The sequence below is a fragment of the Photobacterium toruni genome, from assembly GCF_024529955.1.
In the GTDB taxonomy this organism is placed as follows: Bacteria; Pseudomonadota; Gammaproteobacteria; order Enterobacterales; family Vibrionaceae; genus Photobacterium; species Photobacterium toruni.
In genome coordinates this window covers 2688648-2708860 of record NZ_AP024854.1, presented here as the reverse complement: position 1 = coordinate 2708860, position 20213 = coordinate 2688648, and the positions used below count along the sequence as shown (strand labels likewise).

Sequence of the window (20213 nt, the reverse complement as noted above, 5' to 3'; positions counted from 1 at the left end):
TTAAAATTATTTAGGATATTGGATGAAAGCTGCAACTGCACATATTGATACCCAAGCTTTGGCGCATAATCTAGGCCAAATCCGCCTGCAGGCACCAAACAGTAAAATTCTGGCGGTTGTTAAAGCCAATGCATACGGACACGGGTTGTTAGATGTGGCGAAAAGCCTCACCGATGTCGATGCTTATGGCGTAGCACGAATAGAAGAAGCCTTAATGTTACGCGCTGGTGGCGTGGTAAAACCAATCTTATTATTAGAAGGGTTTTATGCGCCAACAGATCTGCCAGTATTAGTGACTAATAATATTCATACTGTTGTGCATTCAATTGAGCAACTTGAAGCACTTGAACAAGCGGTGTTAGATGCGCAAGTAAGAGTATGGGTAAAAATAGATACGGGTATGCATCGTCTTGGATTACGTCCAGAGCAAGTACCTGAATTTATGCAACGGTTACATGATTGCGAGAATGTTGCTAAGCCTCTACGCTTTATTAGTCATTTTGGTAATGCTGATGACTTAGGCAGTGATATTACCGTTAAGCAAATTGAGTGTTTTTCTGCATTAACTAAGCCTTATCAAGGTGAGCGCTCACTTGCGGCATCTGCTGGTGTTCTAGCGTGGCCAGATAGCCATTTTGAATGGATCCGCCCTGGTATTATTATGTATGGTGTGTCGCCATTTAATGAATTAGAGCGCATGGCATCAAACTATAACCTACTGCCCGTTATGACATTAACCTCAAGCTTAATTGCGGTTCGTGATGTCAAAAAAGGCGAGCAAGTTGGTTATGGTGGCATTTGGACTTGTGAGCGTGACACTAAAGTCGGTGTTATCGCTATTGGCTATGGTGATGGTTATCCACGTTGTGCACCAAACGGTACACCAGTGATGGTAAATGGTCGTATTGTACCCACTGCTGGTCGAGTTTCGATGGATATGCTAACGGTCGATTTAGGACCGAATGCGACAGATAAAGTCGGTGATGAAGCTATTTTGTGGGGGAAAGGTTTACCCGCTGAAGTGGTGGCACAATATACCGGAGTGATCGCTTATGAATTAATGACTAAGTTGACTCCTCGGGTTGCGATGACCTATTCATAAAAAGATTGGCCGTGGGTTTAACCTGCGGCTTTTTTTTGATTAAAATTCACTATTTATTTTGAATAGTAATAATGATTCGTTATCTATATATTATCTCATCTTCAATGAAGTTTTTGCTATTCCGTCGCGATGTAGTTATTGGTAAAACCTTTTCGTTTAATTAGTGATTACCATTATTATCTTGTTTATAAATATAGGTATGATGCATCATACTTTCGTGACCTGACGCAATGACGATAATACGCTGTTAGCGTCATAATTGCTGGTAACAGATAGCCTTATTATTAGATATCCAACACACATAGGTTATATAGCATAGATCGAGGATCTTTCGATGGCGGTATGCGTCGAGGGATGAACATAACAAAATCAGGAACATTATTATGTTAAAGAACATCAATCCAACGCAAACTAAAGCGTGGCAAGCACTGACTGCGCATTTTGAACAAGCTCAAGATTTTGAATTAAGTGATTTATTTGCCAATGATAGCGAGCGTTTTGCCAAATTTTCTGCTCAGTTTGGTTCTGATATTTTATTAGATTACTCTAAGAACCTAATCACAGAAGAAACTTTGACTAAATTGTTTGCATTAGCAAAGGAAACTGAGCTTGATGCTGCTATTTCGGATATGTTTAACGGTGTGAAAATCAACCGTACTGAAGATCGTGCTGTACTACATGTTGCGTTACGTAACCGTAGCAATACACCAATCATTGTTGATGGCGAAGATGTTATGCCAGCAGTGAATGCAGTATTAGCGAAGATGGAAAGCTTCACTAACCGTATTGTTAGTGGTGAGTGGAAAGGTTATACCGGTAAAGAAATCACGGATGTGGTAAATATCGGTATTGGTGGTTCAGACCTTGGCCCTTACATGGTGTCAGAAGCATTGGCGGCGTACAAAACTCGCCTAAACATGCACTTTGTTTCTAATGTTGATGCAACGCATATTGTTGAAACGCTAAAAGATCTTAATCCTGAAACAACGTTATTCTTAATTGCATCTAAAACCTTTACGACGCAAGAAACTATGACTAACGCACTGTCTGCGCGTGATTGGTTCTTAGCTATGGCTGAAGATAAAGCACACGTGGCTAAGCACTTTGCTGCGCTTTCTACTAATGCAGAATCTGTGGCTGAATTTGGTATCGATACTGATAACATGTTTGAGTTCTGGGATTGGGTTGGTGGTCGTTATTCATTATGGTCTGCGATTGGTCTTTCTATTTGTTTGGCAGTAGGCTTTGATAACTTTGTTAAGTTATTGGAAGGTGGTCATGCAATGGATAACCATTTTGCAACTGCACCACTAGAGCAAAAATTACCTGTAATTCTAGCGTTAATTGGTATTTGGTATAACAATTTCCATGGCGCGGAAACTGAAGCGATTCTACCTTATGATCAATATATGCACCGTTTCCCTGCTTACTTCCAGCAAGGTAACATGGAATCTAATGGTAAGTATGTTGATCGCGGCGGTAAGCCAGTTGATTACCAAACAGGTCCTATCATTTGGGGTGAGCCAGGAACAAATGGTCAACACGCGTTCTATCAGCTTATTCACCAAGGTACTAAGTTAATTCCATGTGACTTTATTGCACCTGCTATTAGCCACAATCCATTAGGTGATCACCATCCTAAGCTAATGGCTAACTTCTTTGCCCAAACTGAAGCATTAGCATTTGGTAAGAGCCGCGAGACAGTAGAAGCTGAGTTTGTTGCTGCAGGTAAGTCACAAGCAGAAATCGATGAGCTAGCTGAATTTAAAGTGTTTGAAGGTAATCGCCCAACTAACTCGATTCTGCTTAAAGAAATTACGCCATACACATTAGGTGCATTAATTGCATTGTATGAGCATAAAATCTTTACTCAAGGCGTTATTTGGAACATCTTCAGTTTTGACCAGTGGGGTGTAGAACTTGGTAAGCAACTGGCTAACCAAATTTTACCAGAGCTAAATAGCAACGAAGGTGTTGTAAGTCACGATAGCTCAACTAATGGTTTGATTAACGCGTTCAAACAATGGCGCGCATAATATTTATTATCGGTTAATGTGATTGACCGATAAAATAAAACGCCGCAATCATCATGATTGCGGCGTTTTTTTATTTTTGACGTTAGCTCAATTATAGCGTGATCACGTCGCTAGCTTGTGGGCCTTTCTGACCATCAGTGACGATAAACTCAACACTTTGACCTTCACGTAATGTTTTACGTCCTTGTGCTTGAATAGCACTGAAGTGTACAAACACATCTTTACCATCGGCAGCAGAAATAAAACCAAAGCCCTTATCATCGTTGAACCACTTTACGGTTCCAGTCAGTTTACTCATGTACGTCTTTCCCTTATAGACTAATTGTAGTAATTACCATTAATAGGTAACTAGGTGCTTATGCGAAGTTTAGTCTAGATCGAATTTATGACAATGAGTAGTGTTTTATTGTGCTTTTCTGTCTTAGCTAACGTTAATTCACTTTGAAGATAAAAGAAGAGAAAGGAGAAGAGAAAGATCAGAAGGTGCTATCACAAATTGTGACAGCACAATGGTGCCTTAATCGTTTTTAGCTTGTTGGCATTTATGACAAATTCCATGGCTTTCAACAACGTGGTGCTTGATCATAAACCCATACTGTTCTGATTTTTGGCGTAAAAGCTTAGCGAGTTCATCATCATGAATTTCTTCAACAAACCCACACTTATCACAAATTAATAGTTGTGAACAATGATCTGCATGGCCAAGCACACAACATGCAATATAGCTGTTGGTTGATTCAACTTTATGAACAAATCCTTGTGCTAACAGAAAATCTAAGGCGCGATAAACCGTTGGTGGTTTTGCTTGGGGTTCTGATGCTTTGAGTAAATCAAGTAACTCATAAGCACTAATAGAACTATGATGATTAATGATCAGTGCCAGTACTTTTAATCGCTGCGGAGTCATTCTAACCCCTCGTTGCTCACAGAGCTGTTGTGCTTTTGCTAGCAGTTGAGTTTGAACCGTCATAGAACCTCAAAAAAACGTCATTAAGATTTTATTTTATCACAGCTGTCTAAAAACATACTCACACTTAGCAATGAACGACCATAAGGAAAAAGATTCCGTGTAAATGATCACGTTATGGTGTGATAGAAAAAAAAAGATGTCGCAAAATAGAGGCATCATCTATTGATATTCATTTTATTTTAATAAGATAGTTATAAAAATGGATGAGAACCACTGATAATAACAGGGTATAAATGACGTATTTTAATCATTACAAAAACTAATGCCAAGGTGGTATTTTTTTTCATTTTTCAAGAGGTGTAAAATACCTATAATGACGCCCAACGAAACGTGACCGACGCCTTAAATATTCGTGATTAGGCAATGGTTATACATAAAATGCTTAATCTTTAAGGTAAAAAAAATGTCTGTTATCATTACTAAAATTGTTGCTCTTTACACGCCAGTATTCTCTACAATGTACAAAAGCGGTAATATGACTAAGTAACATTTTGCGGTAAGGTCTATCACAGACCGACAGCGAAAAGAATTTAGAGAAAGGCCTTGAATACTCTTCAAGGCCTTTTTTGTTATTAAAAAGAGGTTTTATATCTTAAGTGTTGGATATTGATCTGTTTTGTCACGACACGATGTAATATCTTGAATCAGTAAATAAATATAAATTTTATTTCGGTAGTCTACGAATTAAAGATTTAGATTATTTTTATAAAATGTAATTATTTAGAAGATTTAATAAGTTGTGATGGTGGCGGTTTTTTACTTGCTAATGATCTGCAATATTATCTCGTCCTTATTTAATATATAAAGAGAGATAAGATGAGCGGTATTATTAAATTATCACGCAATACAGCAACAGCACCTTACGATTTAACGGCTACTCAAACTGTTGCGTTCTCGCATTACAATAATATTTCAGCCCAATTACCGATTGATGTTAAAAGTGGAAAAATTGTTGAGGGTGGGATCACTGAACAGGCGACACAATGCCTAAATAATATTAAGGCTATTGTCGAAAGTATTGACCACTCAATGCATGATGTTATCAAAATCAACGTGTATCTGAAAAACATTACTGATCTTGAGTATGTTGATGATGTTTATGCGACGTTTTTTCCTCGTTATTTACCGACTCGTACTGTTATGAGTGTGGCAGCATTACCCATGTTTGATGCATTAATTCAAATGGATGCAGTGATTTCAAATGGTGAAGGATCTGGAACACAAGCACCTTGTGATCTTGTCAAAATTGCTCGAAATACTGCCAATGCCCCAAATTGTGCTATATCGACTCAAACCGTTGCGTTCTCGCATTACAACCATATTTCAGCTCAATTACCGCTTGATCCTAAAACTGGGAATATGATTGCTGGTGGTATAAAAGAGCAAACAGGGCAATGTTTAAAAAATATAAAGAATATTCTCGAAGCGATTGATGTTCCTGCTGATGATATCGTGAAAATTAATATTCATCTTAAAAATTTGGCCGATATTGATGTTGTTAATGAAGTCTATCGTTGTTACTTCCCTGATGCGGGAATTGCACGAACATGTGGCTATATGCCAGCTCGATCAGTGATTGCAGTTGAAGGATTACCAATGGGCGCATTAGTACAGATAGATGCAACTGTTTCTCATGGCGATGGAACACCACCACAAGCGGTTGAAGATCGTCATGGTTTGGTCATAAAAGCAAACAATACCCATAATGCACCTCAAACGTCGTTATCAACTCAAACCGTTGCGTTTTCGCATTACAATAATATTTCTGCACAGTTACCATTAAATACGATGACTGGTGATCTTGTTGACGGTGGTGTGAATGAACAAGCAAGACAATGCTTAACTAATATCAAAGCGATAGTTGAAAGCGTTAATCATGTTATGGATGATATTGTTAAGGTCAATATTCAATTAAAAAATATAGCTGACCTTGATGCCATTAATGATGTTTATACAACATTTTTTAATGATAACCTTCCTGCGAGAACAACGATTGGTGTTGCAGCCATAGCGATGGGTGCTTTAGTGCAAATGGATGCGATTGTATCTAACGGCGAAGGTACTCCACCTGAAGTGTAATAAAAGCGTCGATACAAATGATATTTTGATGATAAAAAGCCATATTTATTTGAATATGGCTTTTTTGTTTATATACCTTACTTGATGTTGAATTATGTGTTTTAAAGTATTGTTAAACCCGTCATGGCTTGAGGGGGAGCCAAGTCTAACCATGGTGACAATAGCCATTTTAGGGTAGAATCCGCGCCTCAAAAGATATTTTAGGGACCGTTTATGCCTCCTAAACTGTCCCTCATTCGTCCTTTATCGCTAATAAACGTCGACATCGGATGAAGTATATTGCAATACCCATGAGTGGTATTTGCCATAGCCACTTAATATGTAAGGAATATTGTAAAATGTACCCATCTGCTCGTTTCTCTGTCGCACCTATGCTGGATTGGACTGATCGTCATTGCCGTTATTTTCATCGTCTAATGAGCAAAGAAGCATTGCTGTATACCGAAATGGTAACAACAGGCGCAATTATTCACGGTAAAGGTGATTTTCTTGCGTATAACGAAGAGGAGCATCCATTAGCATTACAACTTGGTGGTTCAAATTCGGTTGATCTTGCGCGTTGTGCGAAATTAGCGGCTGATCGTGGTTATGATGAGATCAACTTAAATGTTGGTTGTCCGTCTGATCGTGTTCAAAATGGTATGTTTGGTGCTTGTTTAATGGGTGAAGCTGAGCTAGTAGCACAATGTGTTGCTGCAATGCGTGAAGTGGCTGATATTCCCGTGACAGTTAAAACACGTATTGGTATTGATGATCAAGATTCATATGAGTTTTTAACCCATTTTATTCAAACCGTATCAGAAAAAGGCGGTTGTGATAACTTTACTATTCACGCTCGTAAAGCTTGGCTTAAAGGGTTAAGTCCAAAAGAAAACCGTGAAATTCCTGAACTGGATTACCCACGTGTTTACCAATTAAAGCAAGACTTTCCACAGTTAACAATGGCAATTAATGGCGGCATTAAAACCTTTGAAGAAATGGAACAGCACCTTAAATATATGGATGGAGTTATGGTTGGTCGTGAAGCTTATCAAAGCCCTTATTTAATGGCTGAGGTGGATCAGCGTTTATTTGGTAGTGAGCGTCCTGTAATGAAACGTCGTGAAGTGGTTGAGGCAATGTATCCTTATATTGAACGTCAGTTAGCAAATGGATCATATCTTGGTCATATTACACGCCATATGTTAGGTTTATTCCAAAGTATGCCTGGCGCACGTCAATGGCGTCGTCATATTAGTGAAAATGCCCATAAACCAGGGGCTGGTATTGAGGTTGTGCAGCAAGCATTAGCTAAAATTCCCGCTGAGCTGGATGTGTAATAATAGTTTTAATGATTATTCTTGAAGTGGTGGATTTCACTTAGTAGTAGGTGAAATTAACTAACAAATAGTAAACGCCAATTCATTATCGAGTTGGCGTTTTTCTATCTGCATGAAAAATAAAGTAAAATAATTAGCTTAGAGTTGGCGTGAATTGTGCAGTATTGTAAGTAATAATAAGTATAAGGCGGTGGTTTCATTTGGATACCACAGTAATAAAAAAGGATAATCTATGTTTGAGTTCCTGTTTTTAGTTGCTTTCACATTGGTACTGATATTTACCGGTGTTAGTTTAATTGGTGTATTAATTGCGGTTGCGGCAGGTTTTGCAGTAATGGCTGTTGTCGGAATGCTAGGGCTGGTATTTAAATTATTACCGTGGATCATCTTGATAGCATTGGGTATTTGGTTCTTCCGTGAGCGTAATGCCGACAAACAACACCAAGAACGTATGTCTCGTCATCGTCGTTATTAACCGCGATTGATTGCAGTGTTTTAATACCGCATCTGATATAATTTTATGCGATTAATTACATAAAATGATAAGAGCGGAGACTCGGCATGAAAAAAGTGGTGCTTTCACTTGCAGCAGCAATGACGCTAGCAGCAGCCCTTCCAGCACAAGCAGATACTTTACTAGGTGTTAAAGTAGGTGCAGATGCATGGTTTACAAACGCAAAAGTAGCTGGTCAAAAAAGTGATGATACATCAACATCTTACTATGCATCTTTTGAACACTTCATCCCGTTAGTGCCAAACGTAATGGTACGTTACAACAATATTGATACTGGGAATGTGAATTTTGAGCAGAGTGATTTCACCGCTTATTATGAAATTCTTGATAACGATTTAGTTGCATTAGATTTAGGTGTAACAATGACTAAATTTGCTGGTGTGAAAATTCAGCACCAGAACAGCTTTAGTGATTGGCAGCCAACAGTTTATGCTGCTGCTGAGTTAGGTATTCCTGCGACACCATTATCAGTATTTGCTCAAGCTAATGCGGGTAAATTCGATGGTACAAGTTTGTTTGATGGCCAAGCGGGTGTGAAATATACATTAGGTTTAGTGGCTGCAGATCTTAATCTTCGTGCGGGTTACCGTATGATGGATTATGACTTTAAAAAATCAAATACGGGTGATGTTGACCTAGATGGTTGGTTTGCTGGTGTAGAAGTTGATTTTTAATTAACGTCGACATTTATTTTGTGACCCAATTATAAAACCACGATTATTTCGTGGTTTTTTTATTGGCTAAAATCAGGTTTATGTACCATTTTTAAAGGTAAGTAAACTGATTATGTGTGTAATGCACAATGGCAGTATTAGGGAGGAGTAAGTGATGACATTAACAGAATTGAAACACCTATACGCTGACCAAGATCTTGTTGAAGCATTGGTTGAACCATCAATTAATAGTGGCTATATCGTTGAGTTTCGTCATCGTCGCGGTGGTCTAGTGCCTCTAACTGATATTAGTGGTAGTGAACAATGTTACGGTGATATTGATAGTGCTACCCAACAAGCATTTGAAGTTGGTTTTCAACAAGTTAGAATTGCTGACGAATACTAAATCCTGCTGTTATTACTCGATTATAAAGCCAAGTAGTATTGTCACTATTTGGCTTTTTTGTGCGATTAACCTTACAAATGGTTATAAAACATTCTTATCTATTCTTTCTTGTTATTAGTTTAAATAGCTACTCTAACATAACGCAATGAATAGGGATCGTCGTGCTATGTCAATCAACCAACTATCAGCTTTAGCTAGCCCACTTAATGATCAACAAATAGATCAGCTCAAGCTAGCCGCAGCAGAATCATCACCACAACAACTGGCTTGGATCAGTGGCTATTTTTGGGGGTTGAGCCAATCTCAATCATCAACAACGGCATCTGCTCCTGCATCAAACATACTGGCTGCTGCAAAACCCGCCGGTAAATTAACCATTATATATGCTTCACAAACAGGTAATGCGAAAGGTGTCGCCCAAGCGTTACAACAGCAAGCTCAAGCGCAAGATATTGCGGTGAATCTAGTGTCTGCGGGGGATTATAAGGGGAAAAATCTCAGTAAAGAAACCCATGTCATTATTATTGCCTCAACACATGGAGAAGGTGAGGCTCCTGATGATGCGATTGAGTTGCATCAGTTTTTACAATCAAAGAAAGCCCCTAAATTACCAGACTTACATTATGCTGTGATTGGATTAGGTGATTCAAGTTATGAATTTTTCTGCCAAACCGCTAAAGATTTTGATAGCTACTTAGCAAAATTAGGTGCCAAACCGATGCTTGAGCGCCTTGATTGTGATGTTGACTATGAAGCCGTTGCCACAGAATGGCGAACACAAGCATTAGTTAAAACCAAGCAAACATTATCAAATGGTGAAGCGGAAGTTGTTCAGTTACCTGTGGGACAAAATTCAACTGCGGTAGCGACTTATAGTAAGCAAAATCCTTACACAGCGAGCTTATTAGTAAGTCAGAAAATCACCGGTCGCAATTCAGATAAAGATGTACGTCATATTGAAATTGATTTAGAAGGTTCAGGCTTAAACTATCAAGCAGGTGATGCGCTGGGAGTGTGGTTTGAAAATGATCCACAATTAGTTGATGCCATATTAGCGAAACTGGACTTAGATGCAGCAACGGTAGTTGAGGTTGATGGTTGTCACTTATCTATTCGTGATGCATTGATTAGCCATTATGAAATTACTGCATCAAATCCACAATTTGTAACTAAATACGCAGAGCTTTCAAGCAGTAAAAAGTTACAAAAGCTGGTGGCTGATCGTGAAAAACTGCGTGAGTATGCGGCCAATAGCCAAATTATTGATGTGTTAGCGGCAAAGAAAGCGCTATTAACCGCCACACAATTTATCAGTTCATTGCGTCGCTTAACGCCTCGCTTATATTCGATTGCTTCTAGCCAACAAGAAGTAGGTGAAGAGGTACATTTAACCGTTGGTGTGGTTGAATTTTCTCAAGGTGATGAGCAACGTCAAGGTGGCGCATCAAGTTTCTTAGCGCAACGCTTAGAAGAAGGCGATGCTGTAAAGGTGTTTGTTGAAACTAATAATAACTTTAAGTTACCAGCTGATGATAATACGCCTGTGATTATGATTGGTCCGGGAACAGGTATTGCACCGTTCCGTGCTTTTGTGCAAGAGCGTGATAACCGTGAAGCACAAGGTAAAAACTGGTTATTTTTTGGTGATCGAACTTTTACGGAAGATTTTCTGTACCAAGTTGAGTGGCAGAAATATTTAAAAAATGGTGTAGTTGATCAAATAGATGTCGCATTTAGCCGCGATCAAGCGGAGAAAGTCTACGTTCAGCATCGTATCTTAGAACAAGCACCACAAGTGTGGCAATGGTTACAAGAGGGATCACATATTTACGTGTGTGGTGATGCAACCCACATGGCAAAAGATGTTCATCAGGCCTTGTTAACCGTTATTGAGCAACAAGGAAAGCAAACACGCGAGCAAGCCGAGCAGTATCTCAATGAGCTGCGTAAAGACAAACGCTATCAAAGGGATGTGTACTAATGACAGAACAAAAACTATCAGACAATGAGCGTCTAAAACGTCAAAGCAATTTTCTTCGCGGCACGATAGAGCAAGATCTTGATGATCGTATTACTGGCGGATTTAGTGCTGATAACTTTCAATTAATTCGCTTTCATGGCATGTATCAGCAAGATGATCGTGATATTCGTGCTGAGCGCGCCAAGCAAAAATTAGAGCCACTCCAAAATGTGATGTTACGGGCGCGTATGCCGGGAGGCGTGATCACTCCTAAGCAATGGCTTGCGATTGATAAGTTTGCCGATGAGCACACCTCTTATGGCAGCATCCGTTTAACAACTCGTCAAACGTTTCAGTTTCATGGTGTACTAAAACCTAATATTAAGCTGATGCACCAAACGCTAAATAAAATTGGCATTGATTCGATTGCAACAGCCGGAGATGTTAACCGTAACGTACTGTGTACCACCAATCCTGTTGAATCAGAATTACATCAACAAGCGTATGAGTGGGCAAAAAAAATCAGTGAACATTTGCTACCAAAAACTCGCGCTTATGCGGAAATTTGGCTCGACGGTGAAAAGTTAGAGACAACCGATGAAGAGCCAATTTTAGGCAGTAATTACCTGCCGCGTAAGTTTAAAACTACAGTGGTTATTCCGCCGCAAAATGATGTTGATGTTCATGCTAATGATCTTAACTTTATTGCGATTGCAGATAACGGTCAGTTAGTTGGTTTTAATGTCTTAGTTGGTGGTGGTCTGGCAATGACTCACGGTGATCATTCAACTTATCCTCGTCGCGCAGATGATTTTGGTTTTATTCCATTAGAGAAAACATTAGATATTGCCGCAGCGGTAGTGACTACTCAACGTGATTGGGGTAATCGCTCCAACCGTAAAAATGCCAAGACTAAATACACCTTAGATCGTGTAGGCAGTGATGTATTTAAAGCGGAAGTTGAAAAACGTGCAGGGATTAAATTTGAACACAGTCGGCCGTATGAATTTACCGATCGTGGTGATCGTATTGGTTGGGTAGAAGGTATTGATGGTAAGCATCATTTAGCATTGTTTATTGAAAATGGTCGTTTATTAGATACACCTAACAAACCGCTTAAAACAGGTATGGCAGCAATAGCTAAGGTGCATGGCGGTGATTTTAGAATGACAGCTAACCAAAATGTAATTGTTGCCGGAGTGTTGGAAAAAGAGAAAGGCAGGATCGAGAAGATCGCACGCGATCATGGTTTGATGGATGATAGTGTTAGTGAACAGCGAAAAAATGCAATGGCGTGTGTGTCATTGCCAACCTGTCCATTAGCGATGGCAGAGGCAGAGCGTTTTCTACCTGAATTTGTGACTGATGTTGAAGCTATTTTAGAAAAACATGGCTTAGATAATGATGAAAATATCATTCTTCGTGTCACGGGGTGTCCAAACGGTTGTGGCCGCGCGATGTTGGCTGAAATTGGCCTCGTAGGTAAAGCGCCTGGGCGTTATAACTTACATTTAGGTGGTAATCGAAATGGTACACGGGTGCCGAAAATGTACCGTGAAAATATAACAGTCGCTCAAATTATGGATGAAATGGATAGTTTAGTCGAACGTTGGGCAACGGAGCGTCAACAGGATGAAGGCTTTGGTGATTTCACCATTCGTGCTGGAATTATTGATGAAGTAAAAATATCAATGAGGGATTTTTATGCTTAAATTTCAATTGGCTGAGTTGCTTGAGTTACCAAAAGTGAGTCAGATTATTCAATTAGCTGAAATTAATGCCTCATTAGAAAATATGACAGCTCAACAGCGGGTGCAGTGGGCACTTGATAATCTTGATGGTGAGTTTGCATTAGCATCTAGCTTTGGGATTCAATCAGCACTAATGCTGCATTTAGTTACGACAGTAAAGCCTGATATTGCTGTAATATTAACTGATACGGGATATTTATTTACCGAAACGTATCAATTTATTGATAGCTTAACTGAACGGTTGAATCTAAATCTACATATTTACCGAGCCCAACACAGCGCAGCATGGCAAGAAGCCCGTTATGGTCAGTTGTGGTTGCAAGGTGTAGAGGGTATTAAGCAATATAATCAGTTAAATAAAGTTGAGCCAATGCGACGGGCATTAAATGAGCTTAATGTGAGCACGTGGTTTTCGGGACTACGTCGTGAGCAAGCCGATTCACGAGCCACTTTACCAGTATTGGCGATTCAAAATGGTCGCTTTAAATTTTTACCTGTTATTGATTGGACTAATGATGATATTGACACTTACTTGCAGCAACATCAGTTGCCTTACCACCCGTTAAAACAGCATGATTATTTGTCTGTAGGTGATATTCATACCACAGTGAAATGGCAGCCGGGAATGACAGAGCAAGAGACGCGCTTTTTTGGTTTGAAACGCGAATGTGGTTTGCATGAAGACAATGACACCGAATCACAAGGTTCAGGTATTTAGTTCTGTTTTATATTGAGCTTATAAATAAAAACAAGGCAGCGTATCGACGCTGCCTTGTGGGTTATTCAGACAGTGAATAAGATTATTTTGCTGCAGTAGCAGGAGCCCATACTTTATCTAACGCGCCTAAAAGTGCATTACTTGCACCTTGTTGGCCTAAGAATTGGGTAATGACGGGAATAAACTTATTGATCATCGCAGGATCCATACCAAGAACTGAGAACACTTTATCAATGTTAGCTTGGTTGCTAAGTAGCTGACCAAGTCCCATTGGTAATGAGTCCGTTAATTTTTCAGCACCAGGGATTAATTTGGCAAGTTCACTACCTTGTGGACCAGAAAGTTGGCTTGCTGCCATTCCAAGTAATGCGCCAGCACCACCGGCTGCTTGTTCAGGTTTAACACCGAGTTCAGAAATAAGGGTTTTTGTTAGTGGGTTTTGGGCCACTTGGCTAACCACTTGATCGGCACTTTCGCCACCGAAAATATCAGACAGGCTAAAAGCGTAACTCATGGTGCTTGATGATAGCAATGCAACTGCTGCAACAGTCGTTAGGATACGACGTTTTTTCATTGGGAGACTCCTTAGTAAAGATTAATACCGAAGTCTTTTAAATCAGAAATTGACTTGGGTATGTCAATCCTAGTGAAGATTTGTCTTGTTGCAATGATTTTTTATTATTGGCATAACCTAGAGGTATAAAAAAACGGCGCTTTAAGCGCCGTTGATTTATATGTTCAGCTTACGATATTAAAGAATATCTAGTAGCTCAACTTCAAATACTAGTGCAGCATACGGAGGAATTGCAGCACCTGCGCCGCGCTCACCGTAAGCAAGGTTTTGTGGAATAGATAGTTTCCACTTAGAACCTACAGGCATCATTTGAAGTGCTTCAACCCAACCAGCGATAACGCCAGTTACAGGGAATTCTGCAGGTTGACCACGAGATACAGAGCTGTCAAAAACAGTGCCATCTGTTAGCATACCGTGGTAGTGCACACGTACTTGCTTGTCAGAAGTTGGGATTTCGCCGTTACCTTCAACTAGAACTTCGTATTGAAGGCCAGAATCAGTTACTGTAACTTCTGCACGTTGTGCATTTTCAGCTAGGAATGCTTCGCCATCAGCAGCTGCTAATTTAGCTTGCTCTTGACGTGCAGCGTCTGCTGCTGTGTGAAGTTCACGTAGTGCATTGTTGATTTCATCAACTTCGATTTCTGGCATTTCACCAGCTAGAGAAGTTGCGATACCTTGAGCAATTGCTGCTACGTTTAGGCCTTCAAGACCGCTTTGTGCTAGTTGTTGACCCATTTGTAGACCAATACCGTAGCTTGCTTTAGTCTCAACTGTATCTAGTTTAACGTCAGACATTATTGTCATCTCTTAATGTAGAATGAATTAAAGTGGGCAGGATAACAGTTTAGCCCCTATCGGGTAAATGTTTGTAACCAATATTCGCTAATTGCGTGACATATGAAGCTTTGGAGTGCTGTATATGGGAAAGGTAAATCGTCGTTCAAATAAAAGAAACGGTAACCGCCAACCGCCAGTGAAATTAAACATGAGCGTGGTAAAGGCAAAGTGTCGTGAGCGTATATCTGGCGTATATCAGATATGGCAGCGTTTCCCTAGATTTCATCGTTGGGCATTACTTTTTGTCGTACCCGTTTTTATTGGTGCGTTAATCTTGCCATCAGCGAAGGATCTAGAAGGCGGTGCTGGAAGTATACCTATGCGTCGTGATATCGAATTAAATCTCGGTAATAGTGATGTTGCGAGTCAGGTAAGTTCTGGGCCGAATATTCAGGCAGAAAATAACCCTGATGGAAATGGTAAACAAAATACGCTTAAACGTACTGATGTGGTATTAGATAGTGCTGATATCAAAGAAGATACCGGCATGAAAGCCGATGGTGGTATGGAAGATAGTGGTCCTGCTCCTGAGCGTAAACCAATGACATCCAAAATTTATCCAATTAATGGTGGTAAAGTCTACACTATTGATACGACAACACATAAGCCAGTGGTGGTATCACAAATAACTAAGCCTCAAACACAAACGGCAGCAGTGGCAGTTAAACAATCAGTAGGTGTTGCAGGTCAGTGGTATAGCTCTAAAGTGCCAGCAGGTGAAACGTTAGCGAATATTTTTCGTGATAAAGGATTACCGCTAGGGGATCTTTATGCCATGGTTAATATTGAAGGGGCGGGAAAACCTATTAGTCGTATTCAAGCAGGACAAACATTACGCTATCGTCAAAATAGCCAAGGTAAGATTGATGGCTTACAAATTCAAGGCAATGGTATTTCTGTTTCGTATGCAAGAAATGCTAGTGGTCGGTTCTATCGTCAATAAAACACCGGCTCTTGACGCCTAAAGCAACCAGCCGCCAGTGCTAAACTCGCGGCTGGTTTTTTATGTGTTAAATTTTCTCCTCTGGATGAGGAGTGAGTACATTTTGGGGCGGACGGTAGAGCTTGGGCCATGGTGCCATTGGAATAATGATCAGTAGAATCCCTAATCCAGTGAGCAGATCGGGAATCTCGTTAAACCATAAATAACCAAATACTGCGACAAAAATTAGCCCTGAATATTCTGCAAGTCCAATCTTATATGTTTCACTTTGGCGGTAAGCTGCAACACAACATCCTTGATAACCTAATGTGAATAATGCACTTGCAGCAATTAATAACCATTGTTTTAGCGGTAAGGGTTGCCAATATTGGTAAGCTAATAGGCTTGATATGGGTAACGATAAAATACCCGTCCAAAAAAGGGTACTAATTATCGGTTGTTGTGGTGGTAATTTACGTACTAATACATTGTATAACGCCAATGTTGAGGCTGTACCTAATGCCGCAAATGCAGCCCAATGAAATTGATCTGGGCGTAATACGATTATGATTCCAACAAAGCCTATTGCGGTTGCGACTACTTTTTCTTTATTTGGTCGTTCACCTAACACTAGCATCGATAGTGGTAACATTAGTAATGGCGCGGCATAAAACAAAGCGTTGGCGGTTGCTAATGGCAGGTAAGTGAGTGCAATTAATAATAAGCCACTGCCGACTAACACGAGGTGAGCACGGATTGCATTGATTTTCCAATGGCCGATATCACGCTGAGCGGAGGGTAATCGTAGCCATAATGGCATAATGAGGATCACACTTAATAATTGGCGAATAAACATGTACTGAAATGCTGACACGCTACCATCTAATAATTTTACAGCCACATCAGACAGTGATGACGATAAATTACCGCAAATTAAAATAGCAATACCGATTGAAACCGCAGACCAACGCATTACTTTAAATCTTGTAATAACTGCATATCAATATGAGGTATACCATCTTCAAGATACATCTCTGAGGTTTGGGTGAAACCATGAGATTGATAGAACGCCACTAAATATTGTTGAGCACCAATTTCAATTAACTGTTGTGGCCAAATGGTCTCAGCATGGGCTAATCCTTGGCGTAATAATTGATGACCTAAACCGTGTTTTCGTTGGTTTGGTGTTACCACTACTCGTCCAATACTGACATTATCATAAGTAACGCCAGGGGCTAATAAACGTAAATAGGCAACGAGTTCATTATTTACGTAACCCAGTAAATGGAATACATTTGGAGCGCGATCGTGATCATCAAGATCGAGGTAAACGCAATTTTGTTCAACGCAAAAAATCTCTGAGCGTAGTTTTAATAGATCATAGAGCTGGTGGGTTGTTAATTCATTAAAGGGTAAGCATTGCCATGTCGTCATGGTTAACATCCTATGTTTAATATAATGCAGGTAGTGTACCGATTTACGTCAAAAATGAAGTTAACAAAGGTTAATTTTTAGGATTAATTTCGTCACTTATAAGCCGTTTTTTTATTCGACTTAAACTAATGGAAGTAATGCCTAAATAAGAGGCCAATTGGTAATCGGTAATACGTCCAACTAACTCGGGAAAATGTTCACTAAACAATTGCAACCGTTGCTTCGGCGTGTGCATGAGCATAAAACGCTCTTTGTGTTCTTTATGCAGTAATTGACGTTCTAATAACGTTTGGTATAACGGATGTTGTTGCTGACGCCATTGCTGAAACAGAGCAATTGGTAGCATGATTAATTGGCTGGCAGATAATGTTTCTAATAAATAGGCTGAAGGTGCGTCATTAATTAAGCTTTCAAAACCAATGATCACATCTTGATCCCAATAGAATTCTTTACTGAACTGTTTACCTTGCTCTGTTAAATAACACGCATGGCACAAGCCGTTTAATAAGAAGTAGCAATGGGTTTGAGTTTGTCCTTGGTGTAATAAAATATGACGCGTTGGAAGATCCAGCGGTTCAGCAACGGCGATTACATCATTAATAGTGGCGGCATCAGCACCTAGTTGGGCTAAGAAAGCCGTTAATTCAGTATGAGTATTAGAAGGCATAAGCGAGTTAACGTGTAAAAGAATGAGAGTGGCAGTGTATCAAAAAAATACCGCAACCAAGGCTGCGGTATATAGATATTTTATGGTGAGGATTATTTACCTGTTTGAAGATCTAATTGATAAATAGCAAACCCACCTGGCGTTGTATTAACTTGCTGCATTGGATATTGGCCTTTATCCTTAATAAACTGTGCTGCTTTATCACTGTTTGCTGTTTCAAATTGAATGTTCAACTTCTTATCACTTTTCAGTGGTGTGAAGTGCCAGTTATTATCTGCACTTGGAACAACTTGACCTTTTTGTTTGCTCACACGACTAATGTAATCTGATAACACAGTGCGGTTTTCATCAGGTGAGGCAAAGGCAACAAATGCTTCACCAGTACCTGCAAACTTACCACTGTACGCGCGGTAATTATTGGTCGCAATTAAGAACGTCTGTTCTAAATCAATCGGTTTGCCATTAAAACTTAAGTCTTTAATACGATTTGCGGTTGGATTAATGAGCTTACAATCACCGTCGTATTTTGCGGGCTGTGAAATATCAATGTTGTATTTCACGCCATCAATAACATCGAAATTGTAAGTACGAAAACCATTCCAGTTAATTAGTCCTTGTGGTTTCTCACTGTTAATATCTATTTGATTAAACTGTGCCGCTGAACATTCTAGCCATTCTTGAACATCTTTACCTTTTACCTTCATCGCAACTAGCGAATTCGGGTACAAATATAAATCAGCCGCATTACGGAAAGTTAATTGTCCTGCTTCAACTTCGGTGTAGTTACCTGCGTCATTTCCACGACCGCCAGCTTTAAATGGTGCTGCTGCTGATAATACTGGCAGACCATCAAGATCAGGATCGCCTTGAATAAAGCGTTCAACGTAATCTTTTTGTGCAAGGTTGACGATTTGTACCGTTGGATCGTCTTGTACCAACGCAAGGTAGCTGTACATTACATCACTTGCTTTACCAATTGGCTGATTAACAAAATCACGGGTCGCGTTATGATCAATTTTTACTGCAGCGACTAATTTTGGATCCGCTTTGATTAATGATTTTTGGTTAGCTTTATCAAAGATTGGACGCGCTTCAGTTTGAGCTGAGGTTACTTTCCAGCTATTACCGTCTTTATCTAATACTAAATCCATAATACCGACATGATCACCCCAGCGACCAGGCATTACTGCAGGAATTCCATTGATGGTGCCTTTTTCAATATCAGCCCCTGGAAGGTTAGCAAAATCTTTACTTGGGAATACCGCATGTGAGTGACCAAATGCGATTGCATCAATCCCTTTAACTTGAGTCAGGAAATAGACCGAGTTTTCTGCACCAACTTTATATGGATCAGCTGAAACGCCAGAGTGTGGAATAGCGATAATAATATCGGCACCTTCCGCTTTCATTTGAGGAATGAATTTCTCTGCGGTCTGCTTAATATCTTTGGCTTCTACTTTACCTTCAAGGTTGTTTTTATCCCACACCATAATTTGTGGCGGTACAAAGCCGATGTAACCAATTTTTAGTTTTTGGTTGTTACCATCGTTATCTTTAAAGGAGTAATCTTTAATAAGGTAAGGTGTAAATAAGTTTTTACCCGTTTTTAAATCATAAACATTAGCATTGATATAGGGGAAATTTGCTCCTTCGATACTGGTATCAAGGAACTCAAGCCCATAGTTAAATTCGTGGTTACCAATATTACCTACCGCATAACCTAATTGGTTCATTACTTTATAGACTGGGTGCACTTCGCCTTTTTTAATGCCTTTAGCTGCCATATAGTCACCCATCGGACTACCTTGCAATAAATCTCCATTATCAACCAATACACTGTTAATAACTTCTGCGCGGGCCTTTTCAACCAAAGTTGCTGTACGTACTAAGCCTGTTTTCTCTGTTGGCTTATCTTTGTAGTAATCGTAGTCCATTACATTTGTATGGATATCTGTTGTTTCAAGAATACGTAATTTAATCGTTTCTGCATTTGCAGGACCTGCTAGTAATAACAGTCCGCCTAAGACAGCGATTGATAAAGGCTTAACAGATAGCATCATGTGTTTCTCCAAAGGGTAGGTAAGGAAAGCGCGCCTAAAATAACAAATATTATGCACTTACTATCAGTATCCATCACATAATTGTGCTTTAACTCTCATTTTTATATTCAGAATCATTATTAAGCGGTGAAATAATCACAATATTTACGCTAAAACGAAATGTGGTTGATTAAATTAAGAAAGAAAAAGCATAACTTAGGTTCAAAGT

The 20213-nt window shown here is 39.6% G+C and carries 19 protein-coding genes; 11 read left to right on the top strand and 8 right to left on the bottom strand.

Annotated features, from left to right (window positions below):
- Nucleotides 1–22: 22 nt before the first annotated feature.
- Together alr and pgi are read left to right on the top strand one after the other, a co-directional pair.
- Nucleotides 23–1102 carry an alanine racemase gene (alr, locus tag OC457_RS12635; protein WP_080174992.1) on the top strand — a complete coding sequence of 360 codons (1080 nt, stop codon included), beginning with the start codon at nucleotides 23–25 and terminating at the stop codon, nucleotides 1100–1102.
- 383 nt (nucleotides 1103–1485) lie between these two features.
- On the top strand, nucleotides 1486–3138 hold the full coding sequence (pgi, locus tag OC457_RS12630) for a glucose-6-phosphate isomerase (protein WP_080174991.1): 1653 nt from the start codon (nucleotides 1486–1488) through the stop codon (nucleotides 3136–3138).
- 91 nt (nucleotides 3139–3229) lie between these two features.
- Here the strand turns inward: pgi and OC457_RS12625 are convergent, their stop codons facing one another.
- Both OC457_RS12625 and zur read right to left on the bottom strand, forming a co-directional pair.
- Nucleotides 3230–3436, bottom strand: a complete 207-nt coding sequence (locus OC457_RS12625) for a cold-shock protein (RefSeq protein ID WP_080158651.1) — start codon at nucleotides 3434–3436, stop codon at nucleotides 3230–3232.
- A gap of 219 nt (nucleotides 3437–3655) precedes the next feature.
- On the bottom strand, nucleotides 3656–4108 hold the full coding sequence (gene zur, locus OC457_RS12620; RefSeq protein WP_080174990.1) for a zinc uptake transcriptional repressor Zur: 453 nt from the start codon (nucleotides 4106–4108) through the stop codon (nucleotides 3656–3658).
- A gap of 816 nt (nucleotides 4109–4924) precedes the next feature.
- Between zur and OC457_RS12615 the strand changes: the two genes are divergently transcribed.
- From OC457_RS12615 to OC457_RS12580, 8 genes are all read left to right on the top strand, one after another.
- Nucleotides 4925–6187, top strand: coding sequence for a RidA family protein (locus OC457_RS12615; protein WP_080174989.1), 1263 nt, complete (start codon nucleotides 4925–4927; stop codon nucleotides 6185–6187).
- A gap of 338 nt (nucleotides 6188–6525) precedes the next feature.
- Nucleotides 6526–7506: a tRNA dihydrouridine(20/20a) synthase DusA gene (gene dusA, locus OC457_RS12610; protein WP_096777841.1), complete on the top strand. Its 981-nt coding sequence runs from the start codon at nucleotides 6526–6528 to the stop codon at nucleotides 7504–7506.
- 232 nt (nucleotides 7507–7738) lie between these two features.
- A complete protein-coding gene (pspG, locus tag OC457_RS12605; protein WP_080174987.1) occupies nucleotides 7739–7981 on the top strand; it encodes an envelope stress response protein PspG in 243 nt (80 codons plus the stop codon).
- An 86-nt stretch (nucleotides 7982–8067) separates the two neighbouring features.
- Nucleotides 8068–8694 carry a TIGR04219 family outer membrane beta-barrel protein gene (locus OC457_RS12600; RefSeq protein ID WP_080174986.1) on the top strand — a complete coding sequence of 209 codons (627 nt, stop codon included), beginning with the start codon at nucleotides 8068–8070 and terminating at the stop codon, nucleotides 8692–8694.
- 154 nt (nucleotides 8695–8848) lie between these two features.
- On the top strand, nucleotides 8849–9079 hold the full coding sequence (locus OC457_RS12595; RefSeq protein WP_080174985.1) for a thymidylate kinase: 231 nt from the start codon (nucleotides 8849–8851) through the stop codon (nucleotides 9077–9079).
- 166 nt (nucleotides 9080–9245) lie between these two features.
- Nucleotides 9246–11060 carry an assimilatory sulfite reductase (NADPH) flavoprotein subunit gene (locus OC457_RS12590; RefSeq protein WP_080174984.1) on the top strand — a complete coding sequence of 605 codons (1815 nt, stop codon included), beginning with the start codon at nucleotides 9246–9248 and terminating at the stop codon, nucleotides 11058–11060.
- Nucleotides 11060–12751 carry an assimilatory sulfite reductase (NADPH) hemoprotein subunit gene (gene cysI, locus OC457_RS12585; protein ID WP_080174983.1) on the top strand — a complete coding sequence of 564 codons (1692 nt, stop codon included), beginning with the start codon at nucleotides 11060–11062 and terminating at the stop codon, nucleotides 12749–12751. The genes OC457_RS12590 and cysI overlap by 1 nt, the downstream gene beginning before the upstream one ends.
- Nucleotides 12744–13508, top strand: a complete 765-nt coding sequence (locus OC457_RS12580) for a phosphoadenylyl-sulfate reductase (protein WP_080174982.1) — start codon at nucleotides 12744–12746, stop codon at nucleotides 13506–13508. The genes cysI and OC457_RS12580 overlap by 8 nt, the downstream gene beginning before the upstream one ends.
- A gap of 82 nt (nucleotides 13509–13590) precedes the next feature.
- Here OC457_RS12580 and OC457_RS12575 read toward each other — a convergent pair whose 3' ends face one another.
- Nucleotides 13591–14082, bottom strand: coding sequence for a DUF2780 domain-containing protein (locus OC457_RS12575; protein ID WP_080174981.1), 492 nt, complete (start codon nucleotides 14080–14082; stop codon nucleotides 13591–13593).
- Between the two features lie 177 nt (nucleotides 14083–14259).
- Entirely contained in the window at nucleotides 14260–14880 is a 621-nt protein-coding gene (locus OC457_RS12570) for an FKBP-type peptidyl-prolyl cis-trans isomerase (RefSeq protein WP_080174980.1), read from the bottom strand.
- A gap of 124 nt (nucleotides 14881–15004) precedes the next feature.
- On the opposite strand from OC457_RS12570, the gene OC457_RS12565 reads away from it, so the two are divergent.
- Nucleotides 15005–15865 carry a LysM-like peptidoglycan-binding domain-containing protein gene (locus OC457_RS12565; protein ID WP_080174979.1) on the top strand — a complete coding sequence of 287 codons (861 nt, stop codon included), beginning with the start codon at nucleotides 15005–15007 and terminating at the stop codon, nucleotides 15863–15865.
- Nucleotides 15866–15932: 67 nt separating this feature from the next.
- Here OC457_RS12565 and OC457_RS12560 read toward each other — a convergent pair whose 3' ends face one another.
- The 4 genes from OC457_RS12560 to OC457_RS12545 form a co-directional block, all read right to left on the bottom strand.
- Nucleotides 15933–16817 (bottom strand): DMT family transporter, encoded by an 885-nt coding sequence (locus OC457_RS12560; protein WP_080174978.1) that lies wholly within the window; start codon nucleotides 16815–16817, stop codon nucleotides 15933–15935.
- Nucleotides 16817–17278 carry a GNAT family N-acetyltransferase gene (locus tag OC457_RS12555; RefSeq protein ID WP_080174977.1) on the bottom strand — a complete coding sequence of 154 codons (462 nt, stop codon included), beginning with the start codon at nucleotides 17276–17278 and terminating at the stop codon, nucleotides 16817–16819. The genes OC457_RS12560 and OC457_RS12555 overlap by 1 nt, the downstream gene beginning before the upstream one ends.
- 70 nt (nucleotides 17279–17348) lie before the next feature.
- Nucleotides 17349–17945, bottom strand: a complete 597-nt coding sequence (locus OC457_RS12550) for a Crp/Fnr family transcriptional regulator (protein WP_080174976.1) — start codon at nucleotides 17943–17945, stop codon at nucleotides 17349–17351.
- 92 nt (nucleotides 17946–18037) lie between these two features.
- The gene (locus OC457_RS12545) at nucleotides 18038–20005 is read right to left on the bottom strand and encodes a bifunctional 2',3'-cyclic-nucleotide 2'-phosphodiesterase/3'-nucleotidase (protein ID WP_080174975.1); all 1968 of its coding nucleotides are present in this window, start codon (nucleotides 20003–20005) and stop codon (nucleotides 18038–18040) included.
- Between the last annotated feature and the right edge of the window lie 208 nt (nucleotides 20006–20213).